This is a genomic window from Lutibacter sp. A80, assembly GCF_022429645.1.
Classification (GTDB): Bacteria; Bacteroidota; Bacteroidia; order Flavobacteriales; family Flavobacteriaceae; genus Lutibacter.
Genome location: NZ_CP092480.1, coordinates 3,639,290 through 3,656,899, shown reverse-complemented (window position 1 = coordinate 3,656,899; position 17,610 = coordinate 3,639,290). Strand labels below are relative to the sequence as shown.

At 28.4% G+C, this 17,610-nt stretch carries 12 protein-coding genes; 6 read left to right on the top strand and 6 right to left on the bottom strand.

Going from position 1 to position 17,610, the window contains the following annotated elements:
• Positions 1-78 precede the first annotated feature (78 nt).
• Both MHL31_RS14990 and MHL31_RS14985 read right to left on the bottom strand, forming a co-directional pair.
• Complete coding sequence (locus MHL31_RS14990; RefSeq protein WP_240226788.1) at positions 79-1,008, bottom strand: GYDIA family GHMP kinase; 930 nt, start codon at positions 1,006-1,008, stop codon at positions 79-81.
• A 367-nt stretch (positions 1,009-1,375) separates the two neighbouring features.
• Complete coding sequence (locus tag MHL31_RS14985; RefSeq protein ID WP_240226787.1) at positions 1,376-2,656, bottom strand: hydroxymethylglutaryl-CoA reductase, degradative; 1,281 nt, start codon at positions 2,654-2,656, stop codon at positions 1,376-1,378.
• A gap of 151 nt (positions 2,657-2,807) precedes the next feature.
• On the opposite strand from MHL31_RS14985, the gene MHL31_RS14980 reads away from it, so the two are divergent.
• From MHL31_RS14980 to MHL31_RS14960, 5 genes are all read left to right on the top strand, one after another.
• Positions 2,808-4,967 (top strand): S9 family peptidase, encoded by a 2,160-nt coding sequence (locus MHL31_RS14980; protein ID WP_240226786.1) that lies wholly within the window; start codon positions 2,808-2,810, stop codon positions 4,965-4,967.
• Between the two features lie 53 nt (positions 4,968-5,020).
• Positions 5,021-6,400 (top strand): peptide MFS transporter, encoded by a 1,380-nt coding sequence (locus MHL31_RS14975; protein WP_240226785.1) that lies wholly within the window; start codon positions 5,021-5,023, stop codon positions 6,398-6,400.
• Between the two features lie 135 nt (positions 6,401-6,535).
• Positions 6,536-8,017 (top strand): MFS transporter, encoded by a 1,482-nt coding sequence (locus tag MHL31_RS14970; protein WP_240226784.1) that lies wholly within the window; start codon positions 6,536-6,538, stop codon positions 8,015-8,017.
• 86 nt (positions 8,018-8,103) lie between these two features.
• The gene (locus MHL31_RS14965; RefSeq protein WP_240226783.1) at positions 8,104-9,681 is read left to right on the top strand and encodes a peptide MFS transporter; all 1,578 of its coding nucleotides are present in this window, start codon (positions 8,104-8,106) and stop codon (positions 9,679-9,681) included.
• A gap of 74 nt (positions 9,682-9,755) precedes the next feature.
• On the top strand, positions 9,756-10,295 hold the full coding sequence (locus MHL31_RS14960) for a thioredoxin fold domain-containing protein (protein ID WP_240226782.1): 540 nt from the start codon (positions 9,756-9,758) through the stop codon (positions 10,293-10,295).
• 5 nt (positions 10,296-10,300) lie between these two features.
• Here the strand turns inward: MHL31_RS14960 and MHL31_RS14955 are convergent, their stop codons facing one another.
• From MHL31_RS14955 to surE, 4 genes are all read right to left on the bottom strand, one after another.
• The gene (locus tag MHL31_RS14955) at positions 10,301-12,343 is read right to left on the bottom strand and encodes a ComEC/Rec2 family competence protein (protein WP_240226775.1); all 2,043 of its coding nucleotides are present in this window, start codon (positions 12,341-12,343) and stop codon (positions 10,301-10,303) included.
• A gap of 247 nt (positions 12,344-12,590) precedes the next feature.
• The gene (lpxB, locus tag MHL31_RS14950) at positions 12,591-13,694 is read right to left on the bottom strand and encodes a lipid-A-disaccharide synthase (RefSeq protein ID WP_240226773.1); all 1,104 of its coding nucleotides are present in this window, start codon (positions 13,692-13,694) and stop codon (positions 12,591-12,593) included.
• Positions 13,695-13,696: 2 nt separating this feature from the next.
• Entirely contained in the window at positions 13,697-13,984 is a 288-nt protein-coding gene (locus tag MHL31_RS14945) for a hypothetical protein (protein WP_240226771.1), read from the bottom strand.
• Positions 13,985-13,993: 9 nt separating this feature from the next.
• On the bottom strand, positions 13,994-14,758 hold the full coding sequence (surE, locus tag MHL31_RS14940) for a 5'/3'-nucleotidase SurE (RefSeq protein ID WP_240226770.1): 765 nt from the start codon (positions 14,756-14,758) through the stop codon (positions 13,994-13,996).
• Between the two features lie 339 nt (positions 14,759-15,097).
• On the opposite strand from surE, the gene MHL31_RS14935 reads away from it, so the two are divergent.
• On the top strand, positions 15,098-17,206 hold the full coding sequence (locus tag MHL31_RS14935) for a carboxy terminal-processing peptidase (RefSeq protein ID WP_240226768.1): 2,109 nt from the start codon (positions 15,098-15,100) through the stop codon (positions 17,204-17,206).
• Positions 17,207-17,610 lie beyond the last annotated feature (404 nt).

Below are 17,610 nucleotides of genomic sequence, written 5' to 3'. Positions count from 1 at the left end.
TTAATTTTTAGATACTGTTTATTAACACTTTCTTTGGATACCTGCCTGCGCAGGTATAACAGTAGGTTAAGCTCTAAATTAAATAATTAAATCTGTATACGGAATTACAGTTTCAAACCCTTTTTGTTTAAAATAATTTGAAGTGTCTGTATTTCCTGTTGCTAAAATAAAATCACCTCCCCACGCACCTAAACTTTTTGTCTGTCCAAAATAATCTGAAAACAATTCTTTTTGAACTGTTTGTAATTGAATAGTTTTAGAAACTAGTTGTTCATGAGCTTCTAATAATTTTTCAAAATCATTTAAATTGGTACAATTCAAAAATAGGGTAGATAAACTTGAAATTTGTTCAATTTCTGAAGTTAAATTTCCTTTTAAATCTTTAAAGCGTTTAATACCTTCCCTACTATTTTGTTTTTTATTTAAATACACAAAATACAATTGCTCTTTAAAACTTGGATTAAAATCAACTTTTTCAACTAATGGGTTTATGTCTTTTATTGTATATAAAATTGGTGAATTATTTTGAGCACAAGCAATATCGTAGCCACTTCCTCCAAAAGTATTTTTTAATAATTTATAGGGATTTACTGCGGCCCAACTTGCTAAATTATTAATTAAAGTTGAAGAAGTTCCTAATCCCCAATTTTGAGGAAATGTAAGTTTTGTTTTAATTAAAAAGCCTTGTTTTACACTTAAAAAAGTAGGATTTAATCTCCTTACTTCCTGTAAAATCTGCATTAATCTTTCAGCTAAAGTGTCGTTTCCTCCATCTTCAGTTGCTTCAAAATCAGCTGAAACTAAGCGTAATTTTGGCAAATCAAAAATAGCTTCTAACCAACATTTACCAGTGTTTGTGTAACTTTTCCAAATTATTTGTGGTTCATTAATTTGCTCAATGGTTAAATCTTGTCCACAAGTAGTTGGAACAGCTAAAGATTTTGCTCCATCTAAAACAAAATATTCGCCTGTTAATAATAATTTTCCGTTGCTGTAGAATTGTTTCATAGTTTTTTATGTCATTCCTGCACAGGCAGTAATCTATACTAATCTTTTAAAATATCATCAAACCAATCATCAAAAAGGTCAAACCATTTTTTATTATCTTCTTCTATTCATTTAATTTTCCAATCGTGTTTCCATTTATATTCGCTTTAAGGATTTCTGATCAGTTGTTTTTTTTTAATTATTTTTTTAAATTTTTATGTTCTGCCTTCTTTTAAAACTTTCTATGGATTCCTGCCTGCGCAGGAATGACAACGCGTTTTACAACCACGTTTAATAACAAAATAAATAATTGAATACGAAATCACAGTTTCAACCTCGCTCAGCCGCTGATTACATTAACAATAATCTTTATTGCTTCAGAATTGATTTATTCGTTTTCCCTAACCAACTTATTATATGCTTCAACCACAGCATTGTGTGTAATGGTTTTATGTTCAAAATAATCAATTAAATATTGTTTATCCTCCTCATTTGCGCCCAATTGTTTTATAATATTGGTTAAGTGCATTTTCATATGTCCTTTTTGAATTCCGGATGTTGTTAATGCTCGCAATGCAGCAAAATTTTGCGCCAACCCAGCAACTGCTATAATTTTCATTAATTCTTTTGCGGAAGGATTGCCTAACATTTTTAACGACAATTTAGACAACGGATGTAATTTAGTTAAACCACCAACAGTACCTAAAGCTAAAGGAATTTCTATCCAAAATTTAAAAATTCCATTTTCTATTGTTGCGTTTGTAAGGCTTTTATAACGTCCGCTTTTTGAGGCATAAGCATGTGCCCCGGCTTCAATAGCTCTAAAATCGTTTCCTGTAGCAATAACAACAGCGTCAATTCCATTCATAATTCCTTTATTATGAGTAACTGCACGGTATGTTTCAGCATTTGCTATTTGAACTGCCTGCACAAATTTTTGAGCAAATAATTCTGAATTTTCAACACCTAATTCAGAAACTTTACAACTTACCTCTGCTTGCACCAAACATTCTGGTACGTAATTAGATAAGATACTCATTACAATTTGAATACTGTTATTTTGAAACTCATTTGCCATAGACTCAAGACAAGAATTTATAAAATTTGCCCCCATACTATCAACCGTTTCAAAAGTAACATGTAACTGATAGTAATTTTTTAGCTCAGCAGTTTTATCACGCAATTCAATATCTAAAATTCCACCTCCACGCTTTTTCATATTTTGAGTGATGGTTTCTGTTGCCTGTAATAAAGCTTGTTTCTTATTTACAAAATAATTTTGAAGTGTTGCCTTATCGCCTTCATACATAAAATGAACCTGACCAACTTTTTTAGTTGCAATTACTTTTGCTTTAAATCCACCTCGGGCACTCCAAAACTTAGCAGTTAACGAAGCTGCTGCAACAACAGAACTTTCTTCTATTGCCATTGGTATTGTATAATCTATGCCATTTATTATAAAATTTGGTGCAATTCCAAAAGGTAAGTAGTAGTTAGAAATGGTATTTTCAATAAAATCATCGTGTAATTCTTGTAATACAGTATCAGAATTCCAATACTGCATTAACACTTGTTTCACTTTAATATCATTATTAAAAAAATTAGAAATCAACCAATCTATTTTTTCAAGCTTTGCTAGCTTAGAAAATCCATTAACGGTTTTAGACATTTAAATGTAACTTTTATTATTTGTGCAAAGATAATTTAATAAAAATTAAAATTAACATTTATAATAAAATGTGAATATTTATGATTTATTACAACGGTAATATGCAAAAATTTTCTTAAACTTGACAATTATTTTAAGAAATGATAATTTCATGAAAAAACTACTCCTTTTATTTATTACAGTAACTTCCTTAGCAACAGCACAAAAACAAGATATTACTTTAAACGAAATTTGGAATGGTACATTTAGTACCGAAAGAATGAACTCTTTAAACTCTATGAATGGCGATTTTTATTCGTTATTAAATTTTAATAGAGCCACCAGAAGTACAACCGTAGATAAATATAGTTATGCCTCTTTAGAAAAAGTTGAAACCATTGTTGATAGTGAAAATTTAAGTGAAATAGCCTATTTTGAAAGTTACGATTTTAACAACGATGAAACTAAATTGTTATTAGGTGTTAAAGTAGAACCAATATATAGAAGATCTAGTTTAGGTATTTTTTATGTGTATGACATCGCTTCTAAAAAACTGCAATTAATTGATGAAGAAAAAATACAAGAACCTACTTTTTCTCCAGATAGTAAAAAAGTAGCCTATGCTAAAAACAACAATCTATTTGTTAAAAATCTAGAAACAAATAAAGTTATTCAAATAACATCAGATGGTAAAAAGAACTTTATTATCAACGGTATTTGCGATTGGGTATATGAAGAAGAATTTTCTTTTGTACGTGCTTTTGATTGGAGTGCCGACAGTAAAAATATTGCTTTTTTACGTTTTGATGAAACCGAAGTTCCTGAATTTTCTATGCAACTAACAGGAAAAGAATTATACCCAACACAACAAGTTTTTAAATACCCAAAAGCCGGAGAAAAAAACGCAATTGTAGATTTACAGTTATATAACTTAGAAACTAAAAATACTTCAAAAATAACTTTAGGAGATTACGAGTATATTCCACGTTTAAAATGGACAAATAATGCAACTACTTTAAGTGTTATTACTTTAAATCGCCATCAAAATAACTTAAATTTATATTTTGTTAATGCCACTGATAATACCGCTAAAGTTGTATTAAATGAAACAGATAAAGCGTATGTAGATATACACGATAATTTAACTTTTTTAAATGATAATAGTTTTATTTGGACCAGTGAAAAAGACGGTTTTAATCATATTTATCACTATTCTAAAGAAGGTAAACTTATCAATCAAATTACAAAAGGCGCTTGGGAAGTCACTAATTTTTACGGAATTAACGAAAAATCCAAAACTATTTATTACCAATCTGTTGAAGATGGTTCTATTAACAGAACTATTTATTCCATTAAGCTAAATGGTAAAAATAAACAACGCTTAACAAATGCTACCGGTACAAATAGTGCATCATTCAGTAAAAATTCAAATTATTTTATCAACACTTTTACCGATATAAACACCCCAGCTGTCTATACGCTTCACAATTCAAAAGGAAAACAATTAAAAGAAATTTTAAACAATAATAAACTTTTAGAAAAATTATCGAATTACAATTTATCTAAAAAAGAATTCTTCACTATAAAAACTGAAAATGGAGAGTTTAATGCGTGGATGTTAAAACCTTCTAATTTTGATACCAACAAACAATATCCATTATTTATGACTCAATATTCGGGTCCTGGATCACAATCGGTTAGCAATTCTTGGAATAGTGCAAACGATTATTGGTTTCAACATTTAGCACAACAAGGGTATATAATTGTATGTGTAGACGGAAGAGGAACTGGTTTTAAAGGTGCAGATTTTAAAAAATCGACCTACTTAAATTTAGTGAAATACGAAACTATAGACCAGATTGATGCTGCTAAAGAATTGGCTAAAAGACCTTATATTAATGAACAAGAAATTGGAATTTGGGGATGGAGCTTTGGTGGACATATGAGTACCAATTGTTTATTAAAAGGGAACGACGTGTTTAAAATGGCAATTGCAGTTGCACCTGTTACAAGCTGGCGTTTTTACGATACCGTTTATACTGAACGCTTTTTAAGAACTCCACAAGAAAACCCTGCTGGTTACGATGAAAATTCACCAATTAATTATGCAGATATGTTAAAAGGTAAATTTTTATTAATTCACGGAAGCGGAGATGATAATGTGCATGTACAAAATACAATGCGCCTAACAAACGCTTTAATAGAAGCAAATAAACCTTTCGAACAAGCTATTTATCCAGATAGAACTCACGGAATTTATAGAGGTAAAAATACAAGATTACATTTGTTTAATAAAATGACTACTTTTATCAAAGAAAATTTAGGAAATTAAAACAAATACCGATAGAATTGAAATAATTATAAATTTAATATATAACCAACAATATGACTGATAACACTTTAAAAACAGACCCGACACATAAAGAACTTTTTGGGCATCCGGTAGGACTCTATGTATTATTTTTTACTGAAATGTGGGAGCGTTTTTCTTACTATGGAATGCGTGCAATTTTAGTACTTTATTTAGTTGCTCAAACTAATGGAGATAATGCAGGTTTAGGATGGACAAATGGAGAAGCTTTATCTCTTTATGGAACTTATACAATGCTTGTATACCTAATGTCTATTCCAGGTGGATGGATTGCAGATAAATTTTTAGGACAAAAAAAATCAGTGTTATATGGAGGTTTACTTTTAGTTGGTGGACATAGTATATTGGCTATTGAAGAAATGTGGGCATTTTATACCGGTTTAGGTTTAATTATTGCCGGTGTTGGTATGCTAAAACCAAATATTTCTACTATGGTAGGTGGGCTATATCAAAAAGGAGATATTAGAAGAGATAAAGGATTTACAATATTTTACATTGGAATTAATGTTGGTGCATTTTTATCTAGTTTAATTGTTGGTACTGTTGGTGAAGTTTATGGATGGCATTATGGATTTGGATTAGCAGGTATTGGTATGGCTTTAGGTTTAATTCAATATATGGCTGGACAAAAATTTTTAAAATCTGTTGGTAATTTTATAGGTGAATCTAGTGAAGCTGATAAAGCTGCTTTTAATAAACCTTTAACTAAAATAGAAAAAGATAGAGTAATTGTATTGTTCATTTCTTTTTTACTTGTAATTGTATTTTGGGGTTCATTTGAACAAGCTGGAGGTTTATTAAATATTTATGCTTCTGAAAAAACAAATAGAATACTATCATTCTCACTTCCATTTATTGGAAATGAAGTACCAGCATCATGGTTTCAATCGTTAAACGCAATGTTTATAATCTTTTTAGGAACTGGTGTTGCCGCATTTTGGGCAAATAGAAAATTAAAAGGAAAAATATCAACCTCATTATTTAAAATGATTATTGGTTTAATGATTATGGGATTTGGTTTCTTTTTTATGACAGCAGCAGCAGGACAATATGAAGCTACTGGAACTTCAGCTATGTACTGGTTAGTTTTAGCCTATTTATTTCATACAGTTGGAGAATTATGTCTTTCTCCAGTTGCACTTTCATACATTACAAAATTAGCACCTGTTAAATACGCTTCATTAATGATGGGTATTTATTTTGCAATGACTGGAATTGGAAATAAATTTGCAGGATTATTAGGAGAATCAGCAGAACATTTAGGAGAATATACTGTTTTTACAGGTATTGCTATATTTTGTGTTCTATTTGGATTACTAGTTATGGTTTTCCGCAAAAAACTAGAAAATTTAACACATGGAGCTGAAGATGATGAACACGTTATTACTGAATAACTTTAATTATTTTGATTAATTTTACAATTCGAAATAAATCTATTTCTAGATAATTAATGACACATTTAAAATAAATATTTATAAAAGCTCAGGTAAAAAATTACCTGAGCTTTTATGTTCTAAAAATCACATACAATGAGTACAGAAAAAAAATCTTTTTTGCAAACAGTCGGCTCTTTTAATAAAACATTTTGGCTAGGTAGTTTTATGGAACTTATGGAGCGTTGGGCCTGGTATGGAGTTTTTACTCTTTTTGCATTATACCTAGTTGGTTCAACTGATAAAGGAGGATTAGGTTTTAACCATATTCAAAAAGGAAATATAATGTCTGATATTACAGCTTTATTATATTTTCTGCCAATTTTTACGGGTGTTATTGCCGATAAAATAGGATATAAACTATCGCTAATAATAGCCTACACAATTTTAATTACAGGGTATTTATTAATGGGTGAAGTAAACACTTATTGGGGTATGTATTTTGTATTCTTATTTGTTGCAATTGGAGCTGCAATGTTTAAGCCTGTAGCTTCTGCAATTATTACTAAATCAACAAATAAATCCAATGGAACATTAGGTTTTGGTATTTTTTATATGATGGTAAACATTGGTGGTTTTATTGGCCCTGCATCATCATCATATTTAAGATCTACTTACGGTTGGAAATTAATTTTTATTCAGGCTGCAGTTGTAATTGGAATTAACTTACTACTTGTATTGTTTTTCTTTAAAGAACCTGAAAGAGAAAAAACAGCAAAAGAATCTTTTGGTGCTGCTATAAGAACTTCATTATTAAAAATATGGGAAGCAGTTAAAGACACAAGATTAACTGTTCTTTTAATTTTAATGGTTGGTTTCTGGACTATGTTCAACCAATTATTTTATACATTACCAAACTTTATTGAAGATTGGGTAGATTCCTCTGCACTAAGTGCTTCTATAACTAATTTTTGGCCTGGATTAGGAAACTTATTAAGTGAAAACGGACAAATTAAACCAGAATGGTTTACAAATATTGATGCTTTAATGATTGTAACCCTACAAATGTTTGTTTCTTATTTTGTAATTAAAATGAGACACGTAAGCGCTATGATTAGAGGTTTTATTATTGCAGCTATTGGTATTGGTTTAACTTTCTACACAAACAATGTAATGTTTACCATTTTAGGAACAATGATATTTGCAATTGGTGAAATGACTACAAACCCAACTTTCTCATCTTTTATTGCTTTAATATCGCCTAAAGGAAAAGAAGCCTTATATCAAGGAACCTACTTTTTACCTGTAGCAGCTGGTAACTTTTTAACAAAACTTATTTCTGGTAACCTTTACCAATCTTGGTCAGATAAATTAAGTTTATTACAAACTGAAATGACAACTAGAGGTATAGAAATGCCTGAAATAACAGAAACCTTTACAAAAAATGACTACTTAGTTTTAGCTGAACAAAAACTAGGAATGGAACATTGGGAAATGACTCAAATGCTGTGGGATAACTATAATCCAAATAAAATTTGGTATGTAATTGTTGCTATTGGAATTATAACAATTATAGCCTTATCTATTTACGATAAAATGGTTATTAGACCAAAAGAAAAAGCAGAACTAGAAGCTTAATTAAAATATCGAGTGATTTTAAACGAAACAACTAAAATCGAAAATAAAATAACTAATTAAAAAAATAAAAATTAAGAAATAAAACTATGAGTACACTAACAAAGTATAAATTTGAAGGTACAGAAATGAATAATAAATTATTGATGGGGCACCCGTCTGGTTTATTCATTTTATTCTTTACCGAAATGTGGGAAAGATTCTCCTATTATGGAATGCGAGCTCTGCTTGTATTATTTTTAACTTCCGCTTTAATGGACGGAGGTTGGGCTTGGAGTCGTGAAGATGCTTTAGGCTTATATGGAACTTATACAATGTTAGTATATTTCACTCCAATTATTGGAGGTATTTTAGCGGATCGACTTTTAGGTTATAGAAATGCAGTTGCTTTAGGTGCATTTTTAATGACACTTGGACACGCCGCAATGGCTTTTGACACACCTTGGGCTTTATATTTAGGTATTGGCTTGTTAATTGCTGGAAATGGTTTTTTTAAACCAAATATTACCTCAATTATTAATGGTGTTTATAAAAATGCTCAAGAAAAGAAAGATGGTGCTTTTACCATATTTTATATGGGTGTAAATGCAGGTGCTTTCTTAGGAATTATGTTATGTGGTTATGTAGGTGAAACTTATGGCTGGCATTATGGTTTTGGATTAGCTGGTATTTTTATGTTTTTAGGTATGCTACAATTTTGGTTTGCACAAACTATATTTGGTAAAGTAGGTTTAAAACCAACCAAAGAAGTAGATATATCTGATGCTATTCCAAACGAAGAAGTTAAAGAAAAAAGTTACGATGATATTCCTAGTAGTCACCAAAGAGACAGATATATAGTTGTTGGTATTTTAGCTTTTTTTACTATCTTTTTCTGGGCTGCTTTTGAACAAGCTGGTGGATCTATGACTATTTTTGCCAAAGACTATACCAATAGAATACTAGAAGGTGGTGCTGCAAATATTTTTAGAATAGCTAACACATTATTAACTATTGTGCCTTTAGCAATTATTACTTATGTTCTTTTTCAACTATTTAAAATAACATTTAAAAAGTATACTTTATCAAATCTATTTTTAGGATTGAGTTTTACAATAATATGGGCTATTGTAATTATAATGTTAAAAAATCAATTTAGCCAAACTTCAACAGAAATACCTGCTTCTTGGTTTGGAATTTTAAATTCATTCTTCATTATATCATTTGCTCCTTTATTTTCTAAAATATGGGAAAGTAAATTTAACCCACCTGCAACTGTAAAATTTGGAATTGGCTTAATATTATTAGGCTTAGGTTTTTCAGTATTGGCCTACGGTTCTGCAAGTATACCTCAAGGAGCTAAAACAGCCTCTGTAAGTGTTATTTGGTTAATTTTAGCTTATTTATTACACACTTTAGGTGAATTAAGTTTATCTCCTGTTGGCTTATCATATGTTTCTAAATTAGTACCAGGTAAAATGATTGCCATGATGTTTGGACTATGGTATATTGCTGTAGGTATGGGTAATAAATTAGCTGGTTCAATGGGTGGAATGATTGATGAAATTACCACTAAATACTCTATGAGTACTTTCTTTTTAATTTTCACTATAGTACCAATTATTGCCGGTATATTAATAATGTCATTAACTCCAGTTATTAAAAAATTAATGCACGGCGTTAAATAAATTTAAAAATAGTTTGTAATTTTGGCAACGTTATTGCGTCATAATTAAAAGATAATATTTAAATAAACTAAAAAATGAAGAAACTACTTATTTTAACAATAGCCTTATGCAGCATATCTGTATCTGCTCAAAAAATAAATTGGATGAGCTTAGAAGAAGCTGTTGCAGCACAAAAAGTAACACCTAAAAAAATATTTATAGATGCTTATACTGTTTGGTGTGGCCCTTGTAAAATGTTAGATAAAAATACATTTAGCAATAAAGATGTAGCAACTTATGTAAATGAAAATTATTATGCTGTAAAATTTAATGCTGAAGGAAACGAAACAATAAGTTTTAAAGATCAAACATTTACAAACCCTAATTTTGACGCAACTAAATCTGGTAGAAATAGTTCACATCAATTAGCTGGCTACTTTGGTGTAAGAGCCTACCCTACAATTATATTTTTAGATGAAGATAATAATTTAATCGCTCCGCTACCTGGGTATAAAACACCTCAACAGTTTGAGTTATATTTAAAATTATTTGAAACAGATGATTATAAAAATATAACTGCACAAGGTGATTGGGAAGCGTATCAAAGCAATTTTAAATATGAATTTGAAGAATAATTAAATTATTCTTTTAATATAAAAGCTCCTTTTTGCATAGTATTGTAAAAAGGAGTTTTATTTTTTATACAGGTTTCCTCCCATCTATTAACATAACTTCTATAATTTGACGCATCAACTACCAACATTTTTGGTTGATGTATTTTTAACAAACGATCTAAATTAATTTTAGGAGAATTCTGTAATAGTATAATTGAAGGCTTCACACTCTTAAAATTATACATTCCCAAGCTATCAATTAGCAATACAGTCTCATTTTTAAACCTATACAAGTTTTTAATCGACTTAACTTCGCTAGTTTTTTTTAACCCTGAACCTAAAACATAAGCATTAATACTATATAAATTTTCAATTGAATCTGTTGAGCTATAAATATTTAAATCTGTTCCAAACCTACTAGCCAAAACCGTTGTTCTATTTTCATTAAAAACTATAAACTCATTTGTTGTTTGTAACTTATTCTTTTCAAAAATCAATACAATTTGCACGCTTATAAATGCAAGTAATACTAAAATCAACCTACTAAACATTTTCTTTTCTATCCATTTAAAAGTTAAAAAAACAACAACATACAACGCACACATTAATACCATTGATAATGCTATATCTTTAATAATAAAGAAATCTTGACTAGCTATCCACTTAACAAAAGCATTCATTAATCGAATAATATGTATAAAAATATCGGCTAAAACTTGCGGAAGTAATTCAAAAACTGAAAGTAATATTACAACAATCCCTGTTATTAGTATAAATCCTAAAAACGGAATTATTACTAGATTAGACAGAAAAAACAAGCCTGGAAATTGATGAAAATAAAAAATACTTAAAGGCAAAACACCCAATTGTGCAGCTAATGAAACTGCAAATAATTGCCACATTTTAAAAACAAACTTGTTTTTAGGACTCCATAAACTTACAATTTTTGGTTGTATCCAAACAATTGCAAAAACAGCTAAATAGCTTAATTGAAAACCGACATCAAATAAATAATAAGGATTAAAAAGGAGTAAAAAAAACATTGAAATAACCAATGTATTATAAATATTTGAAGCCTTATTTAAATACATTCCAATTGCAATTGCAGTAAACATAGTTACGGCTCTTACTACCGAAGGCGATAAACCTGCAATAATTGCATACATCCATAATAAACAAACTATAATAATACTAGAAATTAATTTTCCATATTTTAAATAATGTAATGGTTTCAATAAAAAGGTAAGAATTAATAAAATAATTCCAATATGCAACCCAGATACCGCTAAAATATGAATAGCTCCAGCATCTGAATAACTTTCAATTAAATCCTTTGATATTGTTTGCCGTTGCCCTAACAAAAGCGCATTTACTACAGCTAGTTCGTTATCTTTAAAGCCATTATTCTTTAATGAAATTATAACTTTATCTCTAAATTTAGCAGCCAATCCTTTTATGGAAAAAGCAGTTATAGTTTGTTTTAAAAATTGAGTATTATTTACATACAATTGATGGTAAATCTGCTTATTTTTTAAATATTTTTTATAATTAAATACATAAGGATTTAATGGTTTATTTATTTCATAAAATGAAGTGCTAACAACAATATTATCTCCAACATTTAAAATAGCAACACTACTATCCTTTTCAATATTAACAAGAATACTTCCAATTGATTTGGTATTTAGTAACTGTACCACTTCAGCTTCATACTTATTATATTTAAGAGTCGGTTTTAAGACTTTTTTAATAGCTATTGTAGCAATGGTATTATTTGCAGGTTTAAAACCTGAAATATTTGTGTAATGCTGTTTATTATACAGTTGATTTTTAAAAGTAATGGTTGAAATTCCAATAAAAAAAATCAGTATAAAAGCAATTATAGTAAATACACTATTAGACTTTATCTGTCTATTTGTATAAATATAAATAGCAAATAATAATATTATTAAAGAAGAAAGTATTTTAACAAGTAAACCCGGTTGAAAGTAAAAGTTACTTCCAACTAAAATACCAATCACTAAAAAAAGTACTAATTGTACAGGTATAAATTTTAAAAATTTAATCATAGCTTGTTAAAGCTACAAAAAAAAATTTAGTTGTATTAAAACTTAAATGCAGTAACAAAAGTAACAAAGTGATTTATATCACTAACCTAACTAACTGAATTGAGTAATTTTACATACGGTTTTAATTTATTTTTACAACTATATAAGTTTCATATACTTAAAAGCATTGTAAATATCATTAAAAAAATTATGTTCAATTATTTTTATAAAAGTTGAGGTTGCTAACAGTTTTAATTTATAAACAACCTCAACTTTTTGATATCATTTTTGCAGTTTTTAATGAAGCACCTTTTCCTCCTAATTTTTTTTCTAATTCAAAATAATTAAGAAACATTTTTGTACGGTTTTCTTCATCTAAAATTTTATGAAGTTCTGCTTCTAGTGTTTTTTCATTAAAATCGTTTTGAATTAATTCTTTAACTACTTCTTTATTCATAATTAAATTTACTAAAGAAATAAATTTCAAATCAATTAAACGCTTTCCAATTTGATATGAAATCCAACTTGTTTTATAACACACAATTTCTGGTACTTTAAACAATGCTGTTTCTAAAGTTGCCGTTCCTGAAGTAACAATTGCGGCATAAGAAACCGACAACAAATCATAGGTTTTATTACTTACAAACTTTACATTTTCTTTATTAATAAATTGCTGATAAAAATGGTAATCTTGACTTGGAGCACCAGCAATTACAAACTGATAATCTGTAAATTTATCAGCCATTTTTAACATAACTGCTAGTAGCTTTTTTATTTCCTGTTTTCTACTACCTGGCAATAATGCAATAATTGGTTTTTCACCTAATTGATGTTCTTTTCTAAACTCAAATTCTTTTACTTGTGGTCTATTTGCAATAGCATCTAGTAAAGGATGACCAACAAAAGTTACTTTATAATCGAATTTTTTGTAAAAATCTTCCACAAAAGGAAGAATAACATACATTTCGTCTATATCGCGTTTTATATCTTTAACTCTTCCAGATCTACTTGCCCAAACTTGAGGAGAAATATAATATACTGTATGAAAATTAGCTTCTTTTGCCCATTTAGCAATACGTAAATTAAAACCTGAATTGTCTATAAAAATTATTTTATCTGGATTAAATTTTAAAATATCTTCTTTACAGAATTTTATAAACCCTAATATGGTTGAAAGGTTAGTTATAACCTCCGCAAACCCCATAAAAGCTCTTTCTTTATAATGCTTCACCAAGGTACCACCAACTTCAGTCATTAAATCTCCTCCCCAAAATCTAATTTCTGCCTGTTTATCTTCTAAAAATAATGCTTTCATTAAATTAGAACCGTGTAAATCTCCAGAAGCTTCCCCAGAAATAATATAATATTTCATAACTAATTACTTTGAAAAAGGATTAATAATAACACTAAAAATGCAATAAAAAAAGATTCAAATAAAACGCCACGCGCTCTATAAATTTGTTTCTTTTTTAAAAAAATATAAAATACAAAGAAATTTGCAATAGCACCTAAAGACAAAACTTTACCTTCTAAATTCCCTTCTTTTATTAAATCTAAACTTGTATAAAAATCATATTTAGAAAAAAATTCAATAAAAATAAAAGTACCAGAAGCTGTGGTAATTAAACCTACAATAAAACCAATTAGTAATTCTTTAACCATTAAAACAAATTATAAATTCCAGTTATTTAATTTATGAATAAAATGATGAGCTGTTAAATCGAATTGAACGGGTACCACAGAAATATAATTGTTTTCCAAAGCCCATTCATCGGTATCTTCACCTTTATCCATATTTATAAATTTTCCTGTAAGCCAATAATACACTTTTCCTTGTGGATTAATACGTTTATCAAATTCTTCTACCCAATTAGCACGTGCTTGACGGCATATTTTAATGCCTTTAAATGTTTCACTTTTCGGGAAATTAACATTTAAAACCACTCCATCAGGCAGGCTATGTTCCAAAACATTTAAAACAATTTGTTTTATAAACGGTTTTAAAACTTCGAAATTGGCATTCCAAGAGTAATCTAACAAAGAAAAACCAATTGCTGGAATCCCTTCAACTCCCGCTTCAACTGCAGCACTCATTGTTCCAGAATAAATGACGTTTATAGACGAATTTGAACCATGATTTATACCTGAAACACATAAATCTGGTTTTCTATCTAAAATTTCACTTACTGCCAACTTTACACAATCGGCAGGAGTTCCAGAAGATTTATATTCTTCTTGTGGGCCATCATCAATTTTTATAGCATCACAATATAAAGTTTCACTTATAGTTACTGCATGTCCCATACCACTTTGAGGACTATCTGGTGCAACCACAACAACATCACCAATTTCATTCATTACAGCTATTAAAGTACGTATACCTGGAGCTGTTATACCATCATCATTAGTCACTAAAATTAAAGGTCTTCTATCCATATTTCAAATTTTAAAGAACAAAGCTACTATATTTTATTTGGTTTCAATAAATTTAACTTTAACATTTTATAAAGATAATTTAACGTTTGTTTTAAGTACTATTGTATGTAGCAAAACATAACATTAGCTATAACATATTTTTTATAATTACTTAATTAAAATAACCATAAATAACAGCAAACTTAACTACATATTTGATAATTACTTATTAAAAAGCATTAATTTATTTCAAGTTTGGCGTTGAATTTATAAAAAAAAGTTAAATTGGTCACCAATCCAAAATATTAGCACTATTTTAGTAGTTAGTAATCTTATAAATACACTTATTAGTATAAAAAAATGATTAGAAAATTTAAATTTTTAGTACCCATTATTCTTATAATTGGTTTTTCAACAAGTTTTAAAAAGGTTAATAATACAGATCCAAAAGATAAAGTTTTAATAACCATTCTAAATTATGTATTAACACAATGGCATTATCATCCGCAAGATATAAATGATTCGTTTTCAGAAAATGTATATACTAAGTTTATTGATAATTTAGACCCTACTAAAAGGTACTTTTTACAAGCTGATATAGATGAATTTTCAAAGTATAAAAAAGATATTGATGACCAAATAAAAAAAGAAGATTTAAGCTTTTTTAATTTAGTTTTCGAACGTTTTTCTCAACGTACAGAAGAGTCCAAAGCATATTATAAAGAAATATTAAATTCGCGTTTTAACTTCAATATTGAAGATACTTTAAATGTTGATTACGATGCTAAACAATATGCTAAAAACAAAAATGAATTAATTCTTAATTGGAAAAAACAATTAAAATTTAGCGCTTTATCTAAACTATACGACAAAATAAATGATGAAAATGACAAGTTTGAAAAAGATAGTTCATATCATAAAAAATCAATAGAAACTCTAGAAGCTGAAGCTCGAAAATCTACGTTAGAAAATATGGATGAATATTTTATGCGCTTAGATGAACTGAATGAGTCTGACTGGTTTTCAACTTATATAAATAGTATTTCTGAAGAATTTGACCCACATACTAATTATTACGATCCTGATGCTAAAAAAGGATTTGATCAAGATATTTCTGGAAAATTAGAAGGTATTGGTGCTAGACTTCAAAAGAAAAATGATTATACCAAAGTAAGTGAACTTGTTTCTGGTGGTCCTGCTTGGAAACAAGGTGAATTAGAGGCTGAAGATCTTATTTTAAAAGTGGGACAAGGAGATGAAGAGCCTGTAAATATTGTAGGTATGCGTCTATCCGATGCCATACAATATATAAAAGGGAAAAAAGGAACCGAAGTTAAACTTACTGTAAAAAAAGTTGACGGTACTACTAAGGTAATTTCTATAATTAGAGATGTGGTAGAATTAGAAGAAACTTTTGTAAAATCTAGTGTGGTAAAAAAAGACAATCGTACATTTGGTCTAATTCACTTACCTAAATTTTACATCGATTTTGATGAAAAAAATTACAGAAATTCAACAACTGATATGGCACAAGAAATTGAACGCCTTAAAAAAGAAAATGTTGAAGGTTTAATTATCGACTTAAGAAATAATGGTGGTGGATCTTTACAAACTGCTGTTGAAATTTCTGGTTTATTTATAGATAAAGGTCCAGTAGTTCAAGTAAAATCTAGAGATAAAAACGCTGACGTTTTAAAAGATGTTGACTCTAAAATTCAATGGGATGGTCCTTTGGTAATATTAGTTAATGAATTCTCCGCATCAGCCTCTGAAATATTTGCTGCTGCTATGCAAGATTATAAAAGAGCTGTTATTATTGGTGGAAAACAAACTTACGGTAAAGGAACTGTACAACGTGTTTTAGATTTAAATAGATATCACAATTTAAAAGAAGATATTGGAGCGTTAAAAATGACTGTTCAAAAGTTCTATAGAATTAATGGTGGCTCTACTCAATTAGAAGGTGTACACTCAGATATTGTGTTACCTGACAGATTTATGTATTTAGAAATTGGTGAAAGAGATTTAACAAACCCTTTAGCCTATGACAAAGTTCCAGAAGCAAATTATAGCTTATGGAATAATTACGAAAATTTTGATAGCGCAATTAATAATAGTAAAAAAAGAGTTGCTAACAACAACAATTTTAAACTAATAAATGATAATGCTAAATGGTTAAAAGACACTCAAGACGATACATTAATTTACTTGAGCTTAGATGCCTATAAAAAAGATCTTGAAAATAACAAAAATGAATCTATAAAGTATAAATCTATTAGTGATTTTACAACAAACCTAACATTTAACTCTCCTCAATACGAGCTTTCTAAAATTGAAGCTGATAAAGATTTAGCCGATAAAAGAACCGCTTGGCATAAAAACTTAAAAAAAGATATTTATGTTGATGAAGCTTTAAATGTATTGAGTGAATTAAAAATAAAATCTAAAAATCACTTAGTAAAAAATTAATTATATACAAACTCTAAAAAAGCATGAGGTGGTTTAAAAAGTTAACTTTTTAAACCACCTCATTTTTTATTATTCTAAAACAGTTATACTTACTCTATCCTTACTTAGCAACCATTTTTTTACTTTTCACATCTTCTTTCTTTACAAAATAAAACAAATTAAATATTATCATTTTTTAACTTAAAAAAGTGACAATTCCACACTTTAATCATTAAAATAATAATACTTTTTTATTTTTTTGAATAATTTTTACTATTTTCATAACCAACTATTACTAAAAAATCAAATAATCTAACCAAACTAACAGTTTATAGAATCACTATTTCTATAACTGAACGTATGATTTATATTAGATTTTAAATTAGTGTTTTTTACTTATTTATAATTTTTTTAAAAAAAATAGG